This window comes from Alcaligenes sp. MMA (genome assembly GCF_020907215.1).
Classification (GTDB): Bacteria; Pseudomonadota; Gammaproteobacteria; order Burkholderiales; family Burkholderiaceae_B; genus Alcaligenes; species Alcaligenes aquatilis.
On record NZ_JAJJPP010000001.1, the window covers coordinates 459,798 to 484,968 of the forward strand.

A 25,171-nucleotide genomic window follows, 5' to 3' on the forward strand; every position below is an offset into this window, starting at 1 on the left:
ATTGTCACAAATGGGTTGAAACTGAAAAAATTGATCCGTGCTGATACAGGGGGAAAGAGGCGCTCAGGAGGGCAGGTACTGGGCGTGGAAGGCTTCGCTGAGCAGTTGCAAAAGCAAGGCGATAGGAATGGGCTTGGCCAGGGCTGTGGCGTTGCCGGGCAGGCCACCGCGTGCGTGAATGTCGGTGGCACTCAGAGCGGAAATGACGTAGATCTGGGTATGTCCGGTTTCGGGGGCGTCCGCCAGGGCTTTGAGCATGGCAAAGCCATCGAGCTTGGGCAAGTTCAGGTCCACAATCAGGACATCGGGGTAGAAATTGCCTGCAGCAATCAGACCTTTGAGCCCATCCTGCTCACAACGCAGTTCAATCGGGAAGGGCAGATGTTCCATGGCCATACGGTAAATAGCCAGCAGATCCAGATCGTCTTCAACGACCAGCACGCGCAGACAAGGTTCATCGTTGCCAACGGGCAGGCTTGAGGGGGTGGGGGCATCGGGTAGTTGCGCACTACCTCGCCCTTGGCGCTCTTGCAAAATGGTTTGCACGGAGTCGCGGTCAATGCGTCGGTGGCCGCCTTGGGTTTTCCAGGCCTTCAAGGTCCCGGCTTCTACCCAAAGTTGTACGGTGCGTACGGACACACCTAGTAAATCAGCAGCCTGCCGAGTGGAGTAAACGGCGTCGTTCATGGAGTCAAAAAAATGAAAGCAGGCCAGACCGGGGTAGTGAAAGAAAGGGCCCCGATGTAGCAGTGCAGAGTGTAGAGACGATATTAGTAAGTACTGAAATACTAATACTGGCAATGGGAAGTGGCCTGTTCATGCCCAGTGATAGGCAGAGTATTTGACACACATGCTTCTAATATCTCCGATTTTCAGATGTTCATGTTTCTTCAGGGAATCACTTTAATCTGGCGGGCCTGTGAACCTGGACTCGCCCTGCTGATTTTACGCGTATCCCTTGTGCTGTCGTGTTACCGGACCTTCCAGTGTAGGCCCTTGAACACACTTGTCCTCTAGCGCAACAAATAGGTGTCCGGGATCGTGACGGGGCTGCCAAACCAGGAAATCAGGGTGTTTGCACCCTAGTGTTTTTTGTTGGTATTGACCTTGATCCCAGCCTGCCTTTATGAAATAAATAGGAATCTATTTTATGCAAGTCTCCTCGTTTTCTACAATCAGCGTTGTGCGTCTTATGATACGGCTGTTTGTGATTTTAAGCATTATGGCGCGTCATTTTGGAGCCAGGCTTTTTAAAATTAATGATACCTTTCCCGCCATTTTTCTTATTGGTAATGAAATAAAGTTATTAGGCAATTGATCGTTTGTTTCACCCAGGCCGATGCAGGATATCGGCGTGTCGATAATCCCATCCCAAAAAAAAGCAGGCGTAGTTTCGGGGCCTGATCTTTGGCGGCATGGCGATTGAGAACGCACTGAGGCAGGCACAGTGCTTGTTTTGGGGCAGAAATAGGGGATTGGCTTGTTGCTCACATTATTTACCAGTTTTTTAATGGGGCAACGCTTGTTTAATCAAGCGAGTGTTCCTAAATGGCCCAGGCTAACTTATGAAAGATCGCATTGTTCGGAGCAAATGCTCGATGCCTTGCCGGATGCGATTGCTATGTTTGATTCCAGCGGGATGCTGCAGGGCTGTAATCGGGCCATGCGCAACTTGTTGGGTATTCCGGAGTTAGTCAATCACACAAATGATTTTCTGGATTTTTTTCAACGTCTCGAAAATGGACTGCAGGCCGATTTAGCGTATTTGCTGCCTGGAATTAGCCAGGCTATTTACCGCGCCCATCATCCCTTTTATTGTATGCACCGGGATGGCGAAGGTGAGCGCCGGCGTGCGCTGGAGTTTCACTCCTATGCTGCGCCAGCTCCCGCTACGGCCACTTTATTGATGATTCGTGATGTCAGCGCACAAATGCAAAAAGAACGGGACCGGGCAGACTGTTTTGCAGTGGCCGCTCATGAAATACGCTCTCCGCTGGCTGCCATCAGCGGCTACATTGAATTGCTGCAGTTAGAGTCCACCCCGTCAGCCTGGGCTGGCAAAATTTACATGAAGTTACGAGAAAAAGTTCGAGGGGTGGATGTGCTGCTCGACGATTTGACGCGTTTAAATCGCATCGAGTATGAAGGGGTTGGCAGCCGGGAGTGGCGCACGTCAGATTTGCGTGCGGTGTTGCGCCTGAGCCTGCGCTCTTTCAATGAACAGCGCCACCGCATTTGTCTGGATTTACCTTCGCACAACATGTGGGCCAGAGTGGATGTGGTTCCTTTGCTAGTGGCGCTGCGCAATGCTTTGGAAAATGCCTTGAAGTACTCTGCTGCGGATACGGTGGTGACCTTGCGTTTGCGGCCTGGCCAAACGGGTTGGGCCTGTATCGACGTCCTGGATCAAGGCCCGGGTATTGATCCTCTTTATAAAGATAAGGTGTTTGACAAGTTCTATCGCCTGCCCGGCCAACAGGTGCAAGGCAGTGGTCTGGGTTTGTCCATTTTGCGCTCGATTGTCCAGCATCACGGGGGCAGGGTGTACTTCAAGGATCACCCAGGGGCAGGCGCACATTTGGTCATGGAATTGGTTTTGCTGCCTTCCGCGTCGTATATACCTTAATCTTCCCTAAAATAGGGTTATTTTCATATATTTAAGTTTGATATAAGGTACAATTTGCCCTCTTTTCGATGAAGCGAGGTGATCGCCTTTTCAGGTGCACCTCGCTTTGAAGTTTTTATGTTGCGGTCATCTCGTTGGTAGGGAGCGCAAAATCCGTTAAAGGAGCACACGATTATGCAAGGCTTGCACTTGACCGCAGACCTTTACCAATGTGCATGCAGCCCGGAGCTGCTGATCGATGCCCAGAAACTGGCTGATTTTTGCCGCCAGCAGACGATCGATGCTGGGCTGACGATTGTTGGTGAAGAGTGGCAGGCATTTCCCGAGTTTGAAGGGCAGCCCGGTGGTGTCACCGGTGTCCTGCTGCTGGCGGAGTCTCATTTAGCCATTCATACCTGGCCAGAGCGCGACGGCGTGACGCTGGACGTGTATGTTTGCAACTTCATGCAAGACAACTCTGGCAAGGCGACCCGCCTGATTAACGGTATTGAACAGGCTTTCAAGCCCGGCCAGGCCCAGCGTAATCGCTTGTGGCGTGGCGAGGCCGATGGCCCGGCTCATGCAGGCGAACTGCTGACGGAAAACCTGAACCAGGATGCCTTGTACGGCTTTCGCTTTACCGAGCGTTTGCTGGAGCGTCAGACTGCTTTCCAGCGTCTGGAGTTGTTGCGGTCTGAAACTCTGGGTACGACCCTGCGCTTGGACGGCTGCATGATGACCTCCGAGGCCGAAGAGTTCTTCTACCACGAGGGTCTGATTCACCCGGCCGCCATGGCACACCCCAATCCACGTCGCGCCTTGATTGTGGGCGGTGGTGATGGTGGTGCCCTGGAAGAACTGTTGAAGTACCCCAGCCTGGAACGAGTCTCCTTGGTTGAGCTGGATGGCGAAGTGATCGAGGTGGCTCGCGAGCACTTGCAGTCTATTCATAAGGGGGCCTTTGATAACCCGCGTGTGCAGATTCAGATTGAAGACGGCGCGAAATTTCTGGCCAATACACAGGAGCGGTTTGATCTGATTTACCTGGATCTGACCGACCCCGAAACGCCGGCTGGTCCTTTGTACACCGCCGCGTTCTTTGAGTCCTGCAAACGCGCGCTGGCAAGCGGTGGTGCTTTGGTCTTGCACCTGGGTTCGCCTTTCCACGAAAGCCAGCAGGTCAAGAACCTGAGCGCATCCCTGGCCAGCGTGTTTGCGCAGGTGCATGGTTACGGTCTGCATATTCCGCTGTACGGTTCTTACTGGGGGCTGGCGATTGCTTCCGACGAGTTGAACCCGCGTGCGTTCTGCGCCGAGCAAATCCAGGAACGTCTGGAACAGCGCATGAGCAGCGAGAATCAGGATTCTCTGCAGTTCTACAACGCTGATCTTCATGGCGCCTTGTTTGCTCTGCCTACTTTCTACCGCCGCCTGATGCCGGTGAACGAGGCCAATTTGGAAGAGGTCTGTTAGGCCGCCCGCGATAAACGGCCAAAGCTTGGCGATCCGCTGACTTTGCTAGAAATGGAGCCCCTGATCTCAAGTAGATCAGGGGTTTTTTTTTGTCCGCGATGCTGTCAGTGCGCCATGTGTCGCACTGAGTCGAAGCTTTATAGAGCAGGTTTAGCAATGGCTGAGACAAGGTCAATATACGCTCAGGCGCGCGTCAAAAGTCCGCCCTGGGCAGGGGTGGGGCATCGCAACGGTGTGCAGCAGTGCAGGCGTGGGAAGTGGAGCGGATTGAGGGTGGGCATTTATTGGCCGCTCACGCGGCGGGCTTGGGTTTGAGACGTGTCCAGAACAGCCGGAAACACACGGGCGCACAGGAAATCGACGAAGGCTCTGACCTTGGGCGAAGGATGTTTGCTGGCAGGCCAGAGGATGTAGAAAACGCCAGTGCGTTCTGCATAGTCGTCCAGAACGGTTTGTAGCCGCCCATCTGCCAGAGGCTCGCTGATCGAGAATTCTGGCAGATAGGCGATGCCCAAACCCTGCACGGCAAAGCACACGCGTGTCTCGATGTTGTTGCAAATCATCGAAGTTGGTAGCGTCAGTTCGGACTCATCGGTCGCGCGGTGCAAGGCCCACGGCTCCAGCTTGCCGCTGTTGGGAAAGCGGTAGTGCAGGCAGGTGTGATTCAGCAGATCAGCAGGTACTTTGGGTATTCCTTGCCGCGCCAGATAGTCGGGCGAGGCGACCAACATCGAACGAAAAGAGCCAAGCCGACGAGCGGAAAGGCGCGAGTCAGTTGGGTTGCCCGTTCTGACTACGGCGTCGAAACCTTCCTCGATCACATCAACGAGCCGGTCGCTGAAATCCAGGTCCAGCTCGATCTCCGGGTACTCGCGCATGAACTCGCCGAGCACGGGCAGTAACAGCGAGCTGACTAAAGGCAGGCTGACTCGCAACCGGCCATGCGGCATAGTCGTCGCCTGCGACAGTTCCTGTTCTGCCGCCTCGATTTCGGCAAGGATGCGGCGGCTGCGCTCCAGGAACAGCGAGCCCTCGGCTGTCAGCGAGACACTGCGAGTGCTCCGGTGGAACAGGCGCACACCCAGCTTTTCCTCCAGCCGCGCCACACTCTTACCAACCGCAGAGGCCGACACGCCCAGCAGCCGACCAGCTGCAACGAAGCTGCGCACTTCAGCCACTTGGACGAACACCACGAAGCTGTTGAGACTGTCCATCACCACCCCTCAATTACGGACATAAAGTTCCGCTTAAAACGGAACTCTACCTGACTTTTTCTTTAATTTCAGGCTTTCTATCATGACGTTTGGGTCCACTGATGAAAGGAATTACCTGTAATGACTTCCGTAATTACGCGATGCGCCGACGCCCCGCCTGCGCATCTTTCCCCCCGTGTACAGACCATAGCTCAACAGGCACTGGACCAAGGCCGCCTGGTCGGTGCGGTCGTGCTGGTGGCCCGCGATGGCAAGCTGATCCATCACCAGGCTTACGGCTGGGCCGACCATGAAAGTCGTCGTGCGATGACGGTGGATACGGTCTTTCGCTTGGCCTCCGTGAGCAAGCCCATTGTCTCCACCGCCGCACTGGTATTGGTGGCGCAAGGACGCATGGGGCTTGATGACAGTATTCACCCGTGGCTGCCTGAATTCCGGCCGAGGTTAGCTGGCGGTCGTCCTACGCAGATCACGGTTCGGCAACTGCTCAGCCATACGGCCGGATTGGGCTATCGCTTTCTTGAGGCCGATGCGCAGGGGCCTTATGCACGGGCGGGTGTGTCGGACGGCATGGATGCCACTGGTATCAGTCTGGAGGAGAACCTGCGTCGCATCGCCACTGTGCCGCTCCTGTACGAGCCAGGAACAGCTTGGGGCTACTCCTTGGCAATCGACGTGCTGGGTGCCTTGATCGAGCAGGTATATGGCGCGCCTTTGGATGTGGCGGTGAGCCAGCTTGTGACGGGACCGCTGCGAATGGTGGATACCGCTTTTATCGTGCGGGATGTGCAACGCGTGGCGACCCCCTATGTGAATGGCACGCCTCAAGCGCATCCACTGCGAGAAGGCGAAACGGTCTCGCCTTTTGAGGGGGCGGTGGGTATCCCTTATAGTCCTGCGCGCATCTTCGATCCGCAGGCATTTGCTTCCGGTGGAGCGGGCATGGCGGGTACGGCAGGCGACTTTTTGCGTTTGCTGGAAGCCTTGCACCAAGGAGGCGGCGGCCTGCTGCCCAGCGACATGGTCGCGGAAATGGGGCGGGACCAGACGAATGGCTATGAACTGCCGGATATGCCGGGGTTTGGCTTTGGACTGGGCTTTTCGGTCCTGCGCGACCGGACGCAGGCAGCGTCGCCCGAGTCCAATGGAACCTGGCGATGGGGCGGAGCCTACGGTCACTCATGGTTCGTCGATCGGGCGCAAAGGCTCGCTGTGGTTGCCTTCACCAATACCTTGTACGAGGGGATGTCCGGCCGCTTCGTCACCGATTTGCGTGATGCGGTCTATGGTGCCTTGGAGGCTGGACGATGAGTTCTACCTCTATGAACCGCTCGGCCTGCTTGCAGGAGTGCAATCAGGTCCCTGTGAGTAATCAGGACCGTCTGCCGCTGCCTGCCTTGCTGGCTTTGGCGATGGCAGCCTTCATCACGATCCTGACCGAAGCTCTGCCTGCCGGCTTGTTGCCTCTGATGGCGCAAAGCCTGACGGTATCCGAGGCCTTGGTTGGCCAACTCGTCACTATTTACGCGATTGGCTCACTGCTTGCCGCGATTCCATTGACGGCGGTTACGCAGAGTTGGCGGCGTCGGCCATTGTTGCTGATCGCCATCAGCGGCTTCGCTGTTGTCAATGCGGTGACGGCTGTTTCTGACAGCTATACCATCACACTTGTCGCCCGTTTCTTTGCTGGTGTATTTGCAGGACTGTTGTGGGCCTTGGTGGCCGGCTATGCGGCCCGCATGGTGCCCGAGCACCTGAAGGGCCGCGCCATCGCGATCGCCATGGCAGGTACGCCGATTGCACTTTCCCTGGGCATTCCGGCCGGCACTTTTCTGGGTGCGGCTTGGGGTTGGCGCGTGACTTTTGGTCTTATGAGCATTCTGACGGTGATTCTCGTGGTCTGGGTGACTGCCAAGGTGCCGGACTTTCCAGGACAAGCACGCGGAAAGGGGTTTGCACTCAGGACGGTTTTTACTTTACCGGGCATTCGGCCGATTCTGTTTGTCACGCTAGTTTATGTGCTGGCCCATAACATCCTCTACACCTACATAGCCCCCTTTCTCGTCCCGGTTGGCATCGCGGATCGGATCGATCTCGTCCTGCTGGTTTTTGGCGTCGCTGCGTTACTGGGCATCTGGATTGTGGGTGTGTTGATCGACCGCCGCTTGCGTGAACTGGTACTGATCAGCACGACCTTGTTCGCGCTTGCCGCATTGGCACTTGGCCTTGTCGGCAACGTACCGGCTGCTGTCTACGCGTCTGTCGCCGTCTGGGGGCTAGCCTTTGGTGGTTCGGCGACGCTCTTTCAAACGGCTTTGGCCAAGACGGCAGGGGAAGCCACCGACGTAGCGCAGTCCATGATGGTGACGGTCTGGAACATCGCTATTGCTGGTGGCGGAATTGTCGGCGGCATTTTGCTCGAAACCTTCAGCGTGTCTGCCTTTCCGTGGAGTGTGCTGGTGCTGCTTGTCGCGGCATTAGTGGTCACTGGAGTTGCTCGCTCACATGGTTTTCCATCATCGAGATAGGCATCTGCCACGGGCCGTCCTGCCCGATCTGAATCCAAGCAGGACGGTGTAGCAAGATACCGCCTTATTCCTTATCCGCCCCACGATAGCGCTGGTAGGGCAGGACGTTCCAGGTACGTGTGGTCAATTGCTTGGCAGAGATCACCGCCGGAATATCGTCCAGTAGGCTGCGGGCTGAATGCAGTTCCCGCACGACCTCTTGCTTGTCCTGATACATGAACTCGTCCGAGGCCTCTTCCGGTGCTTGCTGCTGTTTTTCTTCCAGATCGCTGATCAGACGCTCTTGCTGAAAGCGCAAGGCAGCACGGGCATCTTCAATCCAGGCGGCTTGCATGCTGCGGTTGTGGTCCACCACGGCGCTGTACTCGGTGTAGACACCGTTATAAATATCCCCCGCATGGTGTCGGACGTCGTGACTGGCGATTTCTAGATCACGCACCGTCAGTTGAGATGGATCCAGCGGTTCGCTGCGCTTGGCCCCGCCCAGGCGGGTGTACTGGGTGTAGTAGGGGAACATGCTCTGGATCACCTTGCTGACGGGCTGAATCGCCTCGCCTTCCTCGCAAAGACCTTTGGGTTGTACGCCTTGCATGGCGGGCAGGATGGATTCGGGGCGGCAAATCTCCTTGGGCGGCATGATGCCGTGACGCAGCATCTCGCGAATGCCGGTGCCGGAGATGGTCAGCCTGAAGCGATCATCGTGCGGGCAAGTCTCGGAAGTAGCGTGGCAGGCGCAGCGCGTGCAGTAAAACACCTCGTGGAACAGGCGCACATCAATGCCCATTTCCTTGGGGCTGAACTGATCAAAAATGCTGTGGCTGGCGTACTTGTCGTAGTAGCTGCCAATCCCGGCGTGATCCCGCCCAATCAGGGCGTGAGTACACCCGTAGTTCTTCATGATCAGGGCATGCAAAATGGTTTCGCGCGGACCCGCAAAAATATAGGTGACACGCAGCGGTGAGAGGATGGCGCGGTCCTTGGGGTAGTAGGTATCGAGCACGTTCCGGTAGGCCATCATGCGGAACTCATGGCGCACGTATTCACGCTTGGCCATCTCTACCAGTGGCTGCAGGAACAGGCCATCAATCCCCTCCAGCGCATTGCGGTGAATGTACTCGTGGCCCCGGTGCAGTGGGTTTGCGCCGGTGATAAAGCCCGCCACGGAATTGAATTTCTTTTCTTCGTAGAACAGATGCCAGGTGTCCTTGGGTTCGCGCCGCAGTTTCTCGAATGGGCCCCAGTCCACACGCTGCAGCAGGTGCAAGGTGCCGCCCAGGGACACATCGCCCATGCGTCGGTAAATGGAATCCACACCGGGGTGGTTTCTGTCTGTCGTGCCAAACAATTGCTGGGCGCGCTGCTCCTTGTCGTAGGAGAAGATGTCCTCGATGCTAAGGATGGCAACTGGTTCGTTGTCGCTATTGGTCAGCGCCACTTCAGAGCCAACCGAAAGGTCTTTGATAATGTCGCGGTTGCGATCGCCAATGGGAGCAAAGCTCAAGGGCACAGGCCACACCACACCATTACTCAAACGACCCTCTTTGAGCACGGAGTTGTAGTCGGCCTCGTTCATGAAGCCCTTGTTGGGAGAGAGCACCCCGGTCGCAATCATCTCGATGGTGATGACCGCCTCCAGATCCACGCGGATGCTGGGCAGGGAGCGCGCACGTTCGATCTCGTCCTTGACGCGATCTTCCGGGACGACCTGGTTGACCAGCGTCCCACCATGCGGCTGCTGGGGGTAGCGGTCAAAGTTCAATGTTGAGTGCTTCATATTGCCTCCTTTAATGTGCCCCGCGTGATGATGAAAGATAGTTGTTTGTCGGGGCGTTTTTCTGGTGTTGGGTGATAGATGTGCTCTGGGCCGGAGCAGATGCTCTTTGCTTTCAAACGCTCTATTTCTTCTTGTGATGTCGGACGAAAAATCCTTGTCCGAACAGGTGATGCAGCGCTGGCTTGAGTACCGCTTGCGCATCGTTTTGCTGCGGTCGTTTGATACGGCATGACGACAGGGATACAGGCACCGTGTCGGGCTGCTTAGCAGATGAGGTGATCTTCACCGTGGCCCATGATGCTGCGGCGGTTGCTTGCCCCAGAAGATCTGCCTTGAAATTCAAATTGGGTATAGGTGATAAGCCCTAGATTTTCATGGCCAGATCCCGCAGGAACTGTCCTAGTATTACTTACAATCACGAGAAAAATCATCGCGTTATACCAAAGTAGGAGACAGTGCAGATGACGCCAGCTTGGGTCGTGTTGGCTTCCTTGATTTACGCCGCCATCTTGTTTGCCATTGCCTGGTTCGGAGACAGGAATCCTTTGTATACCCAGCGCCCTTGGCTGCGACCCACGGTCTACAGCCTGGCCTTGGCTGTGTACTGTTCTTCCTGGACCTTTTATGGTGCGGTCGGCTCGGCCGTGCGCTATGGCATTGGTTTTTTGCCTATTTATTTAGGCCCCATGCTGATGCTGCTGTTTGGCTGGCGGATTATTGAACGCCTGGCGCTGGTGGCTCAATCCCAGAATACGGTGTCCATTGCGGACTTCATGGCCAGTCGTTATGGGCGTTCGCAGCGTTTGGCGGCGATGGTGGCGGGGATTGCTGTGGTGGCTGCCGTTCCGTATCTGGCCCTGCAATACAAGGCGGTCGCCTTGAGTTTGAGTGTGCTGGCAGGGACGGAATTTCATGTGGGCCTATTAGGTGATCCGGCCTTATATGTTGCCGTTTTGATGGCCTTGTTTGCCATCCTGTTTGGAACACGGCAAGTGGATGCCACTGAGCATCGACCGGGCTTGATGCTGGCAGTGGCGTTTGAGTCGGTGGTGAAACTGGTGGCGTTGGTTGCCGTTGGTGTGTTCGCGTTTCGCTGGTTTGGGGAGGCTGAACTCAATATGGTGGGAGCGGTCACCACCTTGTTCGAGAACAGTCCCCCCGTGGGTTTTGTCGGGCAGACCTTGCTGGCTTTTGCCGCCATTATTTGCTTGCCCCGTCAATTCCATGTGGCCATTGTTGAATGTGGGGATGTGGTGGATATACGGCGGGCGCGCTGGTTGTTCGGCGCGTATCTGGTGCTGGTCAGCGTGATGGTTGTGCCCATTGCTGCGGCAGGTGTCAGCTTGTTTGGTGTCGGGGGCGAGGGGGTGGCACCCGATAGCTTTGTGCTGGCCTTGCCCTTGTCGCAAAACCAGGTGGGCCTGGCCTTGATGGTTTATATAGGCGGTTTTTCGGCAGCAACCGGCATGGTGATTGTGACCAGCGTAGCGCTCTCGACCATGGTCAGTAATGACTTGGTGATGCCCTTGTTGCTGCGCCGAGGTTGGGCGCAATACCAGCAAAGCACAGTCGCTTCCACGGTGTTATGGATACGTCGTGTTGCCATCATGGCACTGGCCGGTGTGGCTTACGGCTATTACATGCTCAGCGGCAGCGATACGACCTTGGCTGCCTACGGCTTGATGGCTTTTGTGGCGGTCGCGCAGTTTGGGCCGGGCTTGATCGGTGGCTTGTATTGGCGCGGTGCCAGTCGGCAAGGGGTGGAGGCCGGTCTTTTATTGGGCTTTGCCATCTGGGTTTATACCTTGCTCCTGCCAACGCTGACCGAGGTTGGTTTGCTGGCGGATGACTGGTTGCATCAGGGGCCCTTGGGGCTGTCCTGGTTGCGCCCTTATCAGCTCTTCGGGCTGGAGGGTTGGGACCCGCTGACGCATGGCACTTTCTGGTCCTTGCTGTGCAATATCAGCGCATTTTTGTGGGTTTCGTGGCGCAGACGTCCGGGCTTGGGAGAACGTTTGCGTGCCGAGCCTTTTCTGGATCCTTATGCAGAGCGACAGACGCTGGCGGCCCGGCATTCTTATGGGGATCTGTCGGTACACGATTTACTGGCATTAGCGGAACGGATTGTCGGCAAAAAAATGGCGCGTCGTGCTTTTGAGACGCAGGCCAGGCAGGTCAAGCAAGTGCTGGAACCTGGTCTGCGGGCTGATAGTGCCTGGGTGCATTTCACCGAATTGCTATTGGCGGCAGCGGTGGGAGCGGCGTCTGCGCGTTTGGTGCTGACCAGTGCCTTGCGTGGTTCGGGCATGGAAGTGGCCGCCATCATGGCCGTGCTGGACGAGGCGGGGCAGGAGCTGCGCTTCAATCGGGATATTTTGCTGGCTACGCTGGAAAATATTGATCAGGGCGTCAGTGTGGTGGATGCGGACATGCGTCTGGTTGCCTGGAATCAGCGCTACCAGCAGTTGTTCGATTATCCACCCAGCATGCTGTATGTGGGCCGCTCTGTGGCGGACCTGATTCGCTTTAATGCCGAGCGGGGCAAGGTCGATGGCGTGGAAAGCATAGGGGTGGAACAAGCCATAGAACGTCGTATTCAGTTCATGCGCGAAGGCTCTTCCTATGTGACTCAACGCATGTTGAATGACAAGCAGGTGATCGAGCTGCGGGGGCGACCTTTGCCGGGGGGCGGTTACGTCACCAGCTATAGCGATATCACGCAGTACAAGCGCGTGGAGCGCGAATTGCGCGAAATGAATGATAGCCTGGAGCAGCGCGTTGCGGTGCGTACACAAGAGGCGGAAAAAGCCCAGGAGTCCCGTACCCGTTTCCTGACGGCGGTCAGCCATGATGTGCTGCAACCGATTAATGCGGCGCGTCTGTTTGCCTCGGCATTGCGCGATACTCACGACCTTGCAGAGATGCCTAATCTGGCCGAGCGGGTCGACACTTCTTTGCGTACGGCAGAAGAATTGCTGGAGGGTCTGCTGGATATTTCCCGTCTGGATGCTGGGGCCTTGAAGCCGGATTTGGGCGTGATCGATGTTCAGCACTTGCTGCAGCATTTGGCGGATCAATATGCGGCCATGGCGGCACGGCGTGGGATCCAACTGCGGGTTCATGCACGACCTTTGCAGGTGTATAGCGACCATCGCTTGCTGCGTCGGGTGCTGCAAAATTTCCTGGCCAATGCCTTGCGATATACGCAGGAGGGGAGGGTGGTGTTTGGTGTGCGGGTTCGGGGTAAGGAACTGGAGTTTCAGGTTTGGGATTCAGGACAGGGCATTCCGTCTCATCATATTCAGCAGATTTATGCAGAGTTTCATCGCTATGAGCAAGCCTTCGATTGGGATGGTCGTGGCCTTGGGTTGGGCTTGTCTATCTGCCAACGTATTGCCGTCCTGTTGGGACACACGCTGGATGTGCGATCCCAAGTGGGGCGCGGCAGCATGTTTTCCATCCGTGTTCCCTTGAGCCAGGCTACCGAGCCAGGCAGCTATCCAAATAACGAGTCCAGCAAGCCTGCAGACGGCCTGCCCTTGACGGGCTTGCGGGTACTTTGCCTGGATAATGATCTGGATATTATGGCGGGTATGGAAGTGCTGTTGGGTCGGTGGGGAGCGCAAATTATTATCGCCAATACGGTTGATAGTGCTTTGGAAAAAATCGACTTGCATCCCGAGGTCTTGCTGGTGGATTACCACTTGCATGATCGATTGGACGGCTTGCAGGCACTGCAATTATTGCGCTTGCATTTGCCCCATGCGCAAGGTGCTTTGTTGACGGCCGATGGTAGCGATGAGTTGAAAGCGGCAGCTCGGCAATATGGTTACCTGGTGCTGACCAAACCGGTCAAGCCCGCTTCGTTGCGCGCTTTTTTGGCTGCCCAAATTAAAACGTATTAGCGTCCTGGGGCTCATCCTGGTTCAGGCCAAGGTGACTGGCCATCAAGACGGCCTGGGTACGATTGGAGGCACCCAATTTGCGCAAAATAGCCGTCATGTGAGCCTTGATGGTGGCCTCCGAGACGTTAAGCTCGTAGGCAATCTGCTTGTTCAGTTGGCCTGTGCTGAGCATTTGCAGCACGCGGAATTGTTGTGGGGTCAGTTCGCGCAATTTCGCGGCCACTTCGCGTTCGTCCAGGCTGATGCCAGGGGCACAAGAGCCGATTTCTGGCAGCCAGGTGCCGCCGTCCAGAACTACCTGCAAGGCCACGCCCAGGGTGTGAGAGTCAATAGATTTGGGGATGAAACCCATGGCGCCGTGATCCATGGCGCGGCGCATGAAGCGGGCCTGTTCATGGGCGGTAACCAGAATGATGGGCAGGCAGGGATAGGTCGCTCGTAAATGAACCAGGGCGCTAAAGCCAATTGCCCCTGGAATATCCAGATCCAGCAAGAGCAGATCGGCGTCCGGATGGTCGTCGACCAGGGGGTATAAATTGGAGATGCGATCCGCTTCGTAAATGGTGGTGCCGGGAAACAGGCTGGCTACGACGCCTCGTAATGCTTCACGAAACAGCGGGTGATCGTCAGCAATGAGCAGTTCATTCATGTGAGGATTATGCCATGTTCACGTTTCTGTCATAGTGCTTGTCAGGATGAGCTGCACATCCGTAAAAACAGGGCACCGAAATGCCCTGTTTTCTGTTCCTGCATGCTGATCAAATCAGCGTAAAAGCCTTAGTGAGCGCTGGCGCTGGCAGCACCAATGCCGGTTTGACTGCGTACGGTCAGAGCCTCGAAGGCTTCTCGTTCCTGGGTAGCGCGGGCGCTGTTATCCAGGGTCGAGAACAGCCAGATCGAGAAGAAAGCCAGCGGGATGGACAGGATGCCAGGGTTAGGGAAAGGCGTGATGGGCTCGGCAAAACCGAATACATCCACCCACACCGTGCTGCTCAAGACCACCCACACTGTGGCGGTGACCAGGCCCAGGAAGCCGCCAATCGTGGCGCCCCGTGTGGTGCAGCCACGCCAGGCAATCGACAGCACCAGAACCGGGAAGTTGGCACTGGCGGCAATGGCAAAGGCCAGCCCCACCATGAAGGCGACGTTCTGGTTCTCAAAAATAATGCCCAGCAAAATCGCCAGTACACCCAGCACCACCGTGGAGATACGCGAAATGCGCATCTGGTCTTTTTCGGTTGCGCGTCCTTTGGCGATGACGTTGGCGTACAAGTCATGCGAAATAGCTGCGGCACCAGCCAGAGCCAAGCCTGCGACCACAGCCACAATGGTTGCGAAGGTTACCGCTGCCAGAAAGCCCAGCAACAGGTTGCCGCCTACGGCATTGGCCAGATGAACCGCCACCATATTGGTGCCACCAATCAGATTGGTCAGCATGTTGAAAGAGCCATCCGGGCCAGTCTGGAAGTACTCGGGGTGCTTGACCAGCAAGGCGATGGCACCGAAACCGATGATGAAGGTCAGCAGGTAGAAGTAGCCAATAAAGCTGCTGGCGTAGATCACGGATTTGCGAGCTTCCTTGGCATCGGCCACGGTGAAGAAACGCATCAGGATATGGGGTAGGCCAGCGGTACCGAAGGCCAGCGCAATCCCCAGGGACAGCACGTTCAGCGGGTTGCTGCTGACGGCAGCGCCGGGCTCAAGAATGGCGTGCCCGGTGGGGTGCGTTTCCACGGCTGCGGCCAGCATGGCATCGACATCCCAGTAGAAAGCGGCCAGAACCAGAATCGTCATCAGCGTCGCACCGAACAGCATCAGGACAGCTTTGATGATTTGTACCCAGGTGGTGGCCGTCATGCCGCCAAAGGTGACGTAAATCATCATCAGCGAGCCTACGATCACAACGGCCACGTTGTAGTCCAGACCAAACAACAGCACGATCAGTTTGCCGGCGCCTACCATTTGCGCGATCAGGTACAGGGCAATGATCAGTAGCGAGGCGCTAGCCGCCAGAATCCGCATGGGGTTCTGGGACAGGCGAAACGAGGTCACGTCAGCAAAGTTGTAGCGGCCCAGATTGCGCAGGCGCTCGGCAATCAGAAACATCACAACCGGCCAGCCGAACATGAAACCGATGGCGTAAATCATGCCGTCAAAACCGCTGACGTACACCATGCCTGCAATCCCCAGGAAGGAGGCGGCGGACAGATAGTCCCCGGCAATGGCCAGGCCGTTTTGAAAGCCGGTCAAACCGCCACCGGCGGTATAAAAGTCTGACGTGGTGCGTGTGCGGCGGGCCGCCCACCAGGTAATGCCCATAGTCCCGGCAATAAAGATCAGGAACATGACAATGGCAGAGGTATTGGCCTGGCCGGGCGAGGCCGCCATGGCATTGCCGCTGGCCAGACTGAACAGGCCCAGGCTCAGAAGGAATGTCTTCATGTCACATCCTTCATGATTTGAGCCAGCAAGGGGTCATACACCTTGTTGGAAATGTAGACGAAGGCGGACACCAGCACGACGGCGCTCAGCAGCACAATGACAGCGCTCAGTACGCCGATGGTCATGGTCATGGAGCCAACGGAGCGGCTGAACAGTTCGGGATCAAAGGCCAGGGTCAGGATAAAACCGGCGTACACAATCACGGTCAAGCCGAAAAAGATCAGACTCATGCGGTTGCGTTTTCTAAGCAGCTCTTGATAGGCAGGGTGCTGGGTGACTGCCGTCACGACAGTATTGGCTGAACTCATTCTTATGTCTCCTTATGGGGTTTGATGATTCTTGGCATCGAGGCTCTCTAAACACGGCGTGTACAGGGAGTTGGCGCTTGCGGGCGCTCTGTGTACAGCATGTATAGAACGAATCAACGTTTCCCAATAGGCGACTTTGGTCGTAGATGGTGGGCGAAGGCTCTGGTTTCGGAGCCTTGATTTGGCTAGAGGACGGCACGGCATTACGCCGTAATCGACAAGCGATGCTGGTTTTTTTTGGAGGAGGGTGGTCTTATATCGTGTGACGAAAAGAATGCGATATTTCAATCGGCGAGGGGAAGTAAATGACGCAGGATCCTTGCAGGTACAAGATTTGTCTATTCTGCTCTGAGTCGGCCGCAGAGATTCAAAAGAACGCGCTTTGTTTGCTTAAAACAGCGCTTCAGCGGCGGCAAGCTCTTGTGCCGATTCATCGCGGCGGTCGGCACCACGCGCTTTCAGTACTTCGGACAGGAGAAGATGGGACAGGCTGGCAACGGCCACCGAATTATCAGGCAACTGTTCACGTCCGGGCTGGCAGGGCAGGGACCAGCGGGTCTTGGGCCGCTGTTTGTAATCCTGGTCGGTGATCAGCACGATGTCCGCACAGCGTGCTTCCAGGTGCTGGATCAGCTCCGGCATTGGGCTGGCGCGTGGATGCAAATCAAAAATAATGAGCACATCCTGGTGCTGGATGTCAGTCAGGTATTCGGAGACTGTCTGACCTGCTCCGGGGATGAGTCTGACCCCCGGCATGAATTTGGACAAATGCCAGTGGAAATGCCCGGCCAGAAAGTAGTTTGCCTGCAAACCTATCAGCCAAACCTGCCGCGCACGACTGATAGCCTGGCTGGCTTCCAGTAGTGCCGACTGGGACAGATGCCGGTAGGTGTTGCCCAGCTTGCTATAGCTTTCCTGCAGGTGCGAGTGCAAGGTTGTCTCACCCGGAGACAGAGGCGAGTTGACGGGGGTGAAAGAATCATCTGTTCTTTCCGAGCGAATCTGTTTGCGTGCCGCTTCGTAGTTGGCGTATTCCAGGCGGCGGATCAGGCGTGTGACCGTGGCATTGGACACTTGGGCCAGGCTGGCCAGCTCCGAGGCGTTGTAGCTGGACAGATCCCCCGAAAAATCCAGTGTGAATTGGGCCAGACGTCGCTCGGAAGCGGGGAGGTCACTAAGGATGGCGCGTACGCGCTCAAGAAAAGAGATGTTGCTGGTGTCTGGCATGGTACTGGGCGTAGCCCTGTTTTTTTGATTCAAGAAAAGCGGGTGATGCGGGGAGCTTATTATGCAGCTCGTGGGTATTGTTTGAAGATCTCAAGGCCCCATCCTACCAGAGAATCTGCGGCGTTTAATTTCGCTGGGGTTCGTTTAATTTCAAGCCTGTTTGAGAGTTTGTCCTTGATTGCTAAGCAGAACTTTCTCTGTGTGTGAATCAGCCGATGGCTTTGAAATAGTCCTGCGCAGCGATCAAGGCATCGGTAAACGTGCCATGTACAAACTCCGTGCTGATTGCCACCATCAAGTTCGAGGGCAGGCCAAAATCCTCAATAAGTGCGCCATTACGATCGCGCCATATCTGGGTGGCCGGGTCCAGTACGACCGGGCTGTAGTGTTCGCGCACGGTATCCAGAACCGTATTGGCGGTAGAACGGTAGGTGAAAACAGGCAAACCCTGAGCCACGGCATAGCCAATTTCAAAGGCGGTGCCAGTATCAATTTCCGCACCTCGAAAGGGCGTGATATTGGCCAGTACTGCATCGGCCTGATCCAGCAGGCGGATATTGTGATGATAGATGGAGGAGGCTTCGATTTCTTCCTGATCAACGGGATGCAAGGGTTGGAAGCCAAAGTCTCGTACCAATTGCTTGTGCAGTGTGGCACGCTCGGCGGCATCGCTGAAAAACACGTCAGGACCCGCTAAATAGATACGCTTCATCTTGACTCCTTGTTGCATCGGGCTAAGTGGAAAACTATGCCGGTCCAGGCGCTAAGCCTTGGTATACCGGAGTTCGTGAGGATATGGCGATATTGAACCGTAGCAGGGCATTCGGGGTGGCCACCTGAATGATGATATACGATCCCATCGGCCTGAACATGGTGCTGGGTGCAGGTATCTGGTCCGGTTTTGTGCTTTGTCGTTTTGCCTGTTGCTGCGGCGTCACGGATGGTGATGGGCCGCTTCGTAGCTGGCAAGGCCGGGTTGCCACACAAGAAAAAGGGACCAGTTCAGGTCCCTTGTTGCCTTGCAAAGCGTTGTGAGCCTTAGTTGGAGTTGCTGCGTCGATACAAGCTCAAAGCAATCCCCAGACCTGCCAGCATGCCTGCGCAGCCCCGGTTTAACCAACGCATGGCCTGGCCAGAAAGCAGCCGCATGGCGTGATGACCGCCTACGGCGTATACCGTCATCAGGGCAATATCAATGAGGGCCGTGACCAGTGCCAGTGTGATGTACTGGGCTGCAATGGCCTCTTCTGGGCGGATGAATTGTGGCAGAAAAGCCGAGAAGAACAGTAATCCTTTAGGGTTGGATAAAGCAACCAGCAAGGAGCGTAGGAAGGCGGTGCGACCTGACTGGATATTGCTCAAGGGAGCTCCTGTCTGGATGGTTCGGACAGGGGCGTGCCACAGTCCATAGGCCAGGTACAGCAGGTAGGCCGCACCGATCCATTTTACGACCGAGAAGAGCTGTTCAGAGGCAAGCAGCAGTGCTCCCAGTCCACCGCCTACGGCGGCGATCAGAATCAGGTCCGAGAGCGCTGCACCCGCAATACCGCAGGCTGCGATTCGTTTTCCCCCATGAGCGCCATTATTCAGGGCCAGCAGCATCGTTGGTCCCGGAATGACGGTGACAGCAGCGACGGCAACGATATACAGAGAAAGACTGGCTACATCCACGAAGACTCCTTGATAAGCGCCTGACTGCGCAAGCATCTGGCAGATGCCCACACCCCAAAGTACGGTGACTGGTGTCTGGGCTGAGGCAATCGGGTTCGGATTACATACAAAAAAGGCCAGCCTGACTGGCTGGCCCCTTGTGCGTCAAGGTGTCAAATCAGGCACGGCCAGGTTCAAGTGTGGCTGCGGCAGTAAACAGCACATCCGTCGAGGAGTTCAACGCCGTTTCGACTGAGTCTTGCACTACCCCAATCACAAAACCGACGCCCACAACTTGCATGGCGATATCGTCGGTAATGCCGAACATATTGCATGCTAATGGAATTAGCAGCAACGAGCCACCGGCCACGCCAGAAGCACCGCAAGCGGCAACTGTGGCCACCAGACTGAGCAGTAGGGCAGTGGGCAAGTCAGCCTGAATGTTCAGTGTGTGTACAGCGGCCAGTGTCAGCACCGTAATTGTGACAGCAGCGCCAGCCATATTGATGGTGGCACCCAATGGAATTGAAACGGAGTACGTGTCTTTATTCAGTCCCAGACGTTCGCACAATGCCATGTTCACGGGGATGTTGGCGGCAGAACTGCGGGTGAAGAAAGCCGTGATGCCGCTTTCACGCAGGCAGGTAAAGACCAGCGGGTAGGGGTTGCGACGCAACTTGGCAAATACGATCAGGGGGTTGACGATCAGGGCCACCGCCAACATGCAGCCTACCAGCACGATCAGCAGCAGGCCGTATTGGCGCAGGGCATCAAAGCCAGACTCTGCAACGGTTACAGCCACTAAACCAAAGATCCCCAACGGCGCAAAGCGAATCACCAGTCGTACCAGGGAAGAGACCGAGTTGGCCATATCAGTGAGCAGGTCACGAGAGCTTTGTGAACCATGTTTCAAGGCCAGGCCCAAGGCAATGGCCCACGCTAAAATGCCCATGTAATTGGCGGTAAGCAAGGCATCAATCGGGTTCACCACAATATTGGTCAACAGATCCAGCAGCACCTCGGTGATATCGCTGGGCGGATTCAGTGTGGTGTCGGCCAGATCCAGTTTGAGTTTGACGGGGAAGGCGAAACTGGCGATCACGGCAACCAGTGCGGCCAGAAAGGTGCCCATCACGTACAAGAGCAAAATAGGGCCCATGCGGCTGGAGGACTGGGCTTTTTGATTGGCGATAGAGGACATCACCAGCACAAACACCAGAATCGGTGCTACCGACTTCAAGGCAGAGACAAACAATTGGCCCAGCAAGGCGATCGACTGCGCAGTTGCCGGTGCAAAGTGCCCCAACAAAATACCGGCGATCAAACCGATCACAATTTGAGTAACAAGACTGCCGTGCAGGATAAAGCCTAACGGGCCTCTGGCTTGACTGGCGGGATGGGTCATGGAAAGCGACTCCAGACAAAAGGGTAGGTGTGACGTACGTGAAAAACGCCCTGGCGAGGACTCAGCCAGAGCGCGGAAGACGGTTATTCTAGCACCAGGCGCTATACATTTTGTAGCCGATGTGGTATGGTTACTAATCCACATGGGGTCGACATGGCTTCGACGTGGGTCAAGAAGCAGCACAGGGCGTGTCGAGCACCAGTACGCTCGTAAATCCACTGGAAAACTACAAACGCCAACGACGAGCGTTTCGCTCTAGCCGCTTAAGGCTGGGCCACTGCACTAATTTGTCTTTGGGTTAGGTAGGGCAACCTACAGCAGTGTTATTTACAAAGAATCGAATCGGCCTGTGCCACGTAGTCCGGTTCTAAAACTTAGTGGATCGCCAAGGAAAGGCCTGTCAATTGGCATAGTCCAAGGTTAAAACTTAAAATTAATTGACTACACATGTAGAACTGTCTGTGGACGGCTTGCGGACGGGGGTTCAATTCCCCCCGACTCCACCAAGAAATCCCAAGAAACCCAACAGCGTAACGGCTGTTGGGTTTTTTGTTTTCTGCTTGCTCAACAACGCTTTAGGGTCATAATAATCCCTTCATTTACAACACAAGAGGGGATCAATATGTCTCGTTGGGTGTTCTATTGCGCGCCAGGGACCTGCGCGCTCGCAACCCATATTGCACTGCATGAAGCAGGGGCAGACTTTGATGTGGTCAAGCTGGATTTTGGTGCCAATCAACAGCAAAGCCCGGAGTTTCTGCGTGTCAATCCCAAGGGGCGTGTTCCGGCACTGGTGACAGAGCAGGGAACATTGACAGAAACCCCGGCTTTGCTGGCTTTTGTGGCACAGAGCTTTCCGGCTGCCAAGCTGGCACCGTTGAATGATCCTTTTGCATTCGCTCGTATGCAGGAGCTGCACAGCTACCTGGCATCTACGGTGCACGTGGCCCACGCGCACAAGCGTCGTGGCTCTCGTTGGGTCGATGATCCTGCTGTGGAAGAAGCCATGCGCGCCAAGGTGCCGCAAAACATGACGGCGTGTGCGGCTTATCTGGAATCCTTGATTGTTGGTCCCTGGGCGTTGGGCGAGCAATTCAGTGTGGCCGATGCGTATCTGTACACCGTGGGTGGCTGGCTGGAGGGGGATGCCGTTGATATGAGCCAATTCCCTAGACTAAGTGCCTATCTGGAGCGGGTGGGCGCGCGCGAGGCTGTGCGTAAGGCCGTGGCCGAGGCCGCTGCCTGAGCACGTTGCTACCTTGGGGAGTCTCACAGGCTCACTCAGGGCTCAAACAATAAACCTAAGCTTATTCGTTGCAGGGGAGCGGTTTTTCTAGGCCTTGTTCTCCTGCACCTGTTTTTCTGCTGCCACCGCCTGCATCGCGCTGCCAATGAAATCGTCCCCTTGGCGGATTAAGGCTGCTGATGCCGCCTCCACATCCCGAGCCTCTTTATTCTGACTCAGCTTGGTTTTGCCGATCAGGCTAGTGATCTCAATTTCGATCCCGACGATGGCTTTGAGCATGGCGTCGATATAGTCCTTGGGGCCATCCGTCATCTTCCAGGGCACGGGCTGGCTGGCTTCGTGGATGCGGGTCAAACGCGCCACGGCACCGCGAACATAGCGTTCCTCATCGCGTATTGTCACCTGCCCATAGGCATGGGCCACGATGTAGTTCCAGGACGGGACTTGCTTATGTGTTTCCAGCTTGCTGGGAAACCACTGCGGAGAGATATAGGCGTCCCCTGCTCGGAATATCACCATCACTTCGTCGCCGTTCTCCAGGTCTTGCCATACGGGGTTGTTTCTGGCGACGTGACAGTGCAATACCCCTTGTGCGCCTTCTTTAGGATGCAGCATGAAGGGCAGGTGATTCGCACTTAAACCACTTTTGCCATTGGCGACCAGAATGCCCAACGGATGCTGGGCGATCAGCTCGTGCAGTGGTTCAGGTCGGGATTCATTGAAGTGTGCGGGGATATACATCGTCGTCTGTCTGGGCTTGGGATTGAGGATCAATGTGTCTATTATTGGTCTATTCTGGCTCATTGAACTGTGCCAGTTTGGTGCTATTTTCATGGACCACAAGCAATGTCTCGTACCGCCCATAATCCGAAGATTCCTTCCCTTGGTGAGCTGGATCGAAACGCAGGCACCCTGGGGCGTCAGCTAGCGCAGAAGCTGCGCGAAGCAGTAAAAAATGGCGCGCTCAAACCGGGTGAATCCTTACCGTCCACGCGAGCCTTGGCGGCATCCTTGGGTGTGGCCCGTGGCACGGTCGTGGAAGCTTTCGAGCAATTGATTGCCGAAGGTTTTTTGGAGTCCTTGCCGGGCGTAGGCACTTATATCGCCCCGTCGCTGAGCCATCTCAAGGATGCCGCCAAGAAGCGCAGGGCGGCATCGCTGCCTGCCCAGCCTGCGCCACCCGCTGCCCAGCCATTCAATACGGTTGCGGCTCAATTCCAGCCTTTGCCGTCAGCCCCGTTTGCTGTGTCGATTCCCTTGGGTGCTGCTGCACCCGGACCTATCTGGCGATGCTTGGGAAATCGTTTGCGGGCACATGGTCAGGGCGCGCCAGGTGGCTATGGTGATCCTCAGGGTGCCTTGCCTTTACGGGAAGCCATCGCGGAATACGTGCGCCGTTCCCGCTCGGTACGCTGTGAGGCCGAGCAGGTAATTGTGACAACGGGCACTCAGCAAGGTTTGTTTCTGGCTTGTCTGGTCTTGATGAGCAGGCAGGATTTTGCCTGGGTAGAGAACCCGGCTTATCCCGGTATTACCGCGATTTTGAATACGGTAGGTTCGCCGGAACGTATGGTTCGTGTGCCTGTGGATGAAGAGGGGCTGGATGTGGCTGCGGGTATACGGTTGCAAGCCGATGCGCGGGTCGCCTTTGTGACTCCTTCGCATCAATACCCTTTGGGCATGCCCATGAGCATGGCGCGACGCAATGCCTTGCTGGCCTGGGCACGCGATAAATCCGCCTGGATTGTCGAGGATGATTACGACAGCGAGTTCCGCTATTCCGGCCATCCTTTTCCTGCCATGCAGGGCCTGGACCCGGAGCGGGTGATCTATCTGGGAACCTTCAGCAAGGTGCTGTTTCCCTCGCTACGTCTGGGCTATGCGATTGTGCCGCCACCGTTGGTACAGGCTTTTTGCGGAGCGCGAGTCCTGCTGGATCGGCATCCGCCCAGTGCAGACCAGCATGTCCTGGCCAGCTTTATTGCAGAGGGGCATCTGGAGCGGCATATTCGGCGTATGCGTGGGGTCTACACGCAATGCCGCAACCATCTTTTTGAAATTGTGCGTGATGTCTTGCCTGGTGATTTGACGCGTCTGCAACCCAGCGATCAAGGGATGCACTCGGTCTTGTGGTTGACCGCACAGATTGACGATGTGGCGGTGGCGCAGCGGGCCATGAAAGAGGGCGTGGCCGTGCGTCCTGTCTCTGCCATGTATCACGCCGGTGAGGGGCCCCCAGGGCTGCTTTTGGGCCTGAGTGCGTTCAGTCCAGAGCAAATGAAGGAAGCGGCGCAGAAACTGGCGCGCATTATTTCTGAGCAGGCTCGACCTTCCAAGACCAAAAGAACGCCTTGAGTTCGATTCTCTTGATAAGTCTGTTGCAAAAGCTGGCGTGAGCCCGCTTTTTTACCATCTACTGCGATTGGCAAACCCTGGCCATTGCTTTCCTGCGAAGGACGCCAAAGAGCTCATTACGCTGGAACTGGCAGTAATGAGGTGCTGGCTGCCTGCTCAAGGGCCCTGCCCATATTGTGCAAGGTGTCGGAGCGGATAGCGGCATGTTGCCAGTACAAAGGTACATCCAGCCAAAGGCCGGGGGCGATCAAGGACAGTTCCTGGCAGGCTAAGGCATTGCTGACCATGGAGTCCGGTGCCAGACACCAGCCCAGGCCCAAAGCCGCCGCTTTCACAAAGCCGGTAGAGGTGGGCAGATAGTGGATGGGAGGGGTGACAGATTCAGTGGTGATCTGACGTATAAAACGCCACTGCAATTCGTCCTTGCGGTTAAAGACAATCATGGGGGCTTGGGCCAACGAGCCTGCGTCTACTTCTGAACTGAAGTACTGGGCTACAAATTCTGGAGAGGCAATGGCTTGGTAGCGCATGATGCCCAGTGCTTGAACTTTGCAACCTTGCAGGGGTGTCGGTTCGGCGGTGACGGCACCTAGTACGGAGCCATTGCGTATCAGTTCCAGCGTGTGGTCCTGGTCATCCACGCGCACATCAAACAGGTAGCCATGTTCCTGGCTTAGTTGGGAGAGGGCTTGCAGAAACCAGGTGTCCAGCGAGTCACTGTTGACCGCAATGGCGATGGGTCTACGTGGGCCAGTTCGCTCTGGCAGAAAATCGGCGACAGCCTCTGCTTCCAGGGTTTGCATGGGACGTACACGACGCAGCAGCAACTCGCCTGCTGGTGTAGGACGGCAAGGTGGTTGGCGCAGGACCAGAACCTGTCCCAGTCTGTCCTCCAGCGCTTTGATACGTTGCGAGACAGCCGACGTGGTGATGTATAGCTTGCGTCCGGCCGCTTCAAAGCTGCCTTCCTCCAGAACTGCCGTAAACGCTCTTAATTGCGGGTGCAACAGATCCATGATTCGCCTATATATTTAGAAAT

The 25,171-nt window shown here is 56.0% G+C and carries 21 protein-coding genes and 1 other RNA gene; 10 read left to right on the forward strand and 12 right to left on the reverse strand.

Going from position 1 to position 25,171, the window contains the following annotated elements; genetic code table 11:
• Positions 1-63: 63 nt before the first annotated feature.
• Positions 64-687, reverse strand: coding sequence for a helix-turn-helix domain-containing protein (locus tag LNA76_RS02045; protein ID WP_094197202.1), 624 nt, complete (start codon positions 685-687; stop codon positions 64-66).
• Between the two features lie 463 nt (positions 688-1,150).
• Between LNA76_RS02045 and LNA76_RS02050 the strand changes: the two genes are divergently transcribed.
• From LNA76_RS02050 to speE, 3 genes are all read left to right on the forward strand, one after another.
• Positions 1,151-1,318, forward strand: a complete 168-nt coding sequence (locus LNA76_RS02050) for a hypothetical protein (protein WP_230017765.1) — start codon at positions 1,151-1,153, stop codon at positions 1,316-1,318.
• 273 nt (positions 1,319-1,591) lie between these two features.
• Positions 1,592-2,626, forward strand: a complete 1,035-nt coding sequence (locus tag LNA76_RS02055) for a sensor histidine kinase (RefSeq protein WP_230017767.1) — start codon at positions 1,592-1,594, stop codon at positions 2,624-2,626.
• A gap of 174 nt (positions 2,627-2,800) precedes the next feature.
• A complete protein-coding gene (speE, locus tag LNA76_RS02060) occupies positions 2,801-4,078 on the forward strand; it encodes a polyamine aminopropyltransferase (protein WP_108727698.1) in 1,278 nt (425 codons plus the stop codon).
• A 281-nt stretch (positions 4,079-4,359) separates the two neighbouring features.
• On the opposite strand, the gene LNA76_RS02065 is transcribed toward speE, so the two are convergent.
• Positions 4,360-5,292, reverse strand: a complete 933-nt coding sequence (locus tag LNA76_RS02065; protein ID WP_230017769.1) for a LysR substrate-binding domain-containing protein — start codon at positions 5,290-5,292, stop codon at positions 4,360-4,362.
• 120 nt (positions 5,293-5,412) lie between these two features.
• Between LNA76_RS02065 and LNA76_RS02070 the strand changes: the two genes are divergently transcribed.
• Positions 5,413-6,603, forward strand: a complete 1,191-nt coding sequence (locus LNA76_RS02070) for a serine hydrolase domain-containing protein (protein WP_230017771.1) — start codon at positions 5,413-5,415, stop codon at positions 6,601-6,603.
• A complete protein-coding gene (locus LNA76_RS02075; RefSeq protein ID WP_442778971.1) occupies positions 6,600-7,820 on the forward strand; it encodes an MFS transporter in 1,221 nt (406 codons plus the stop codon). Before LNA76_RS02070 ends, LNA76_RS02075 begins: the two co-directional genes overlap by 4 nt.
• A 64-nt stretch (positions 7,821-7,884) precedes the next feature.
• Here LNA76_RS02075 and LNA76_RS02080 read toward each other — a convergent pair whose 3' ends face one another.
• Entirely contained in the window at positions 7,885-9,594 is a 1,710-nt protein-coding gene (locus tag LNA76_RS02080; RefSeq protein WP_094197198.1) for a sulfate adenylyltransferase, read from the reverse strand.
• A 461-nt stretch (positions 9,595-10,055) separates the two neighbouring features.
• Between LNA76_RS02080 and LNA76_RS02085 the strand changes: the two genes are divergently transcribed.
• On the forward strand, positions 10,056-13,499 hold the full coding sequence (locus LNA76_RS02085) for a hybrid sensor histidine kinase/response regulator (protein ID WP_230017773.1): 3,444 nt from the start codon (positions 10,056-10,058) through the stop codon (positions 13,497-13,499).
• Here LNA76_RS02085 and LNA76_RS02090 read toward each other — a convergent pair.
• The 5 genes from LNA76_RS02090 to LNA76_RS02110 form a co-directional block, all read right to left on the reverse strand.
• On the reverse strand, positions 13,486-14,148 hold the full coding sequence (locus tag LNA76_RS02090; RefSeq protein WP_230017775.1) for a response regulator transcription factor: 663 nt from the start codon (positions 14,146-14,148) through the stop codon (positions 13,486-13,488). The genes LNA76_RS02085 and LNA76_RS02090 overlap by 14 nt on opposite strands.
• Positions 14,149-14,276: 128 nt before the next feature.
• A complete protein-coding gene (actP, locus tag LNA76_RS02095; protein ID WP_108727694.1) occupies positions 14,277-15,941 on the reverse strand; it encodes a cation/acetate symporter ActP in 1,665 nt (554 codons plus the stop codon).
• A complete protein-coding gene (locus tag LNA76_RS02100) occupies positions 15,938-16,249 on the reverse strand; it encodes a DUF485 domain-containing protein (RefSeq protein ID WP_094197194.1) in 312 nt (103 codons plus the stop codon). The genes actP and LNA76_RS02100 overlap by 4 nt, the downstream gene beginning before the upstream one ends.
• Positions 16,250-16,639: 390 nt before the next feature.
• Positions 16,640-17,476 (reverse strand): MurR/RpiR family transcriptional regulator, encoded by an 837-nt coding sequence (locus tag LNA76_RS02105; RefSeq protein ID WP_230017777.1) that lies wholly within the window; start codon positions 17,474-17,476, stop codon positions 16,640-16,642.
• Between the two features lie 208 nt (positions 17,477-17,684).
• Entirely contained in the window at positions 17,685-18,188 is a 504-nt protein-coding gene (locus LNA76_RS02110; RefSeq protein ID WP_230017779.1) for a nucleoside 2-deoxyribosyltransferase, read from the reverse strand.
• Positions 18,189-18,316: 128 nt separating this feature from the next.
• Here LNA76_RS02110 and LNA76_RS02115 point away from each other — a divergent pair, with 128 nt between their 5' ends.
• A complete protein-coding gene (locus LNA76_RS02115; protein ID WP_094197191.1) occupies positions 18,317-18,511 on the forward strand; it encodes a hypothetical protein in 195 nt (64 codons plus the stop codon).
• A 3-nt stretch (positions 18,512-18,514) separates the two neighbouring features.
• Here the strand turns inward: LNA76_RS02115 and LNA76_RS02120 are convergent, their stop codons facing one another.
• On the reverse strand, positions 18,515-19,147 hold the full coding sequence (locus tag LNA76_RS02120) for a LysE family translocator (protein ID WP_125276598.1): 633 nt from the start codon (positions 19,145-19,147) through the stop codon (positions 18,515-18,517).
• Between the two features lie 157 nt (positions 19,148-19,304).
• On the reverse strand, positions 19,305-20,531 hold the full coding sequence (gene sstT / locus LNA76_RS02125; RefSeq protein WP_230017781.1) for a serine/threonine transporter SstT: 1,227 nt from the start codon (positions 20,529-20,531) through the stop codon (positions 19,305-19,307).
• A gap of 144 nt (positions 20,532-20,675) precedes the next feature.
• On the opposite strand from sstT, the gene ssrA reads away from it, so the two are divergent.
• Positions 20,676-21,037: a transfer-messenger RNA gene (gene ssrA, locus LNA76_RS02130) on the forward strand.
• Positions 21,038-21,153: 116 nt separating this feature from the next.
• Positions 21,154-21,777: a glutathione S-transferase family protein gene (locus LNA76_RS02135; RefSeq protein WP_230017783.1), complete on the forward strand. Its 624-nt coding sequence runs from the start codon at positions 21,154-21,156 to the stop codon at positions 21,775-21,777.
• 87 nt (positions 21,778-21,864) lie between these two features.
• Here LNA76_RS02135 and LNA76_RS02140 read toward each other — a convergent pair whose 3' ends face one another.
• On the reverse strand, positions 21,865-22,518 hold the full coding sequence (locus tag LNA76_RS02140; RefSeq protein WP_230017785.1) for an FMN-binding negative transcriptional regulator: 654 nt from the start codon (positions 22,516-22,518) through the stop codon (positions 21,865-21,867).
• Between the two features lie 105 nt (positions 22,519-22,623).
• On the opposite strand from LNA76_RS02140, the gene pdxR reads away from it, so the two are divergent.
• Positions 22,624-24,132: a MocR-like pyridoxine biosynthesis transcription factor PdxR gene (gene pdxR, locus LNA76_RS02145; protein WP_230017787.1), complete on the forward strand. Its 1,509-nt coding sequence runs from the start codon at positions 22,624-22,626 to the stop codon at positions 24,130-24,132.
• A gap of 116 nt (positions 24,133-24,248) precedes the next feature.
• On the opposite strand, the gene LNA76_RS02150 is transcribed toward pdxR, so the two are convergent.
• Entirely contained in the window at positions 24,249-25,148 is a 900-nt protein-coding gene (locus LNA76_RS02150; protein WP_094197147.1) for a LysR family transcriptional regulator ArgP, read from the reverse strand.
• Positions 25,149-25,171: the final 23 nt, after the last annotated feature.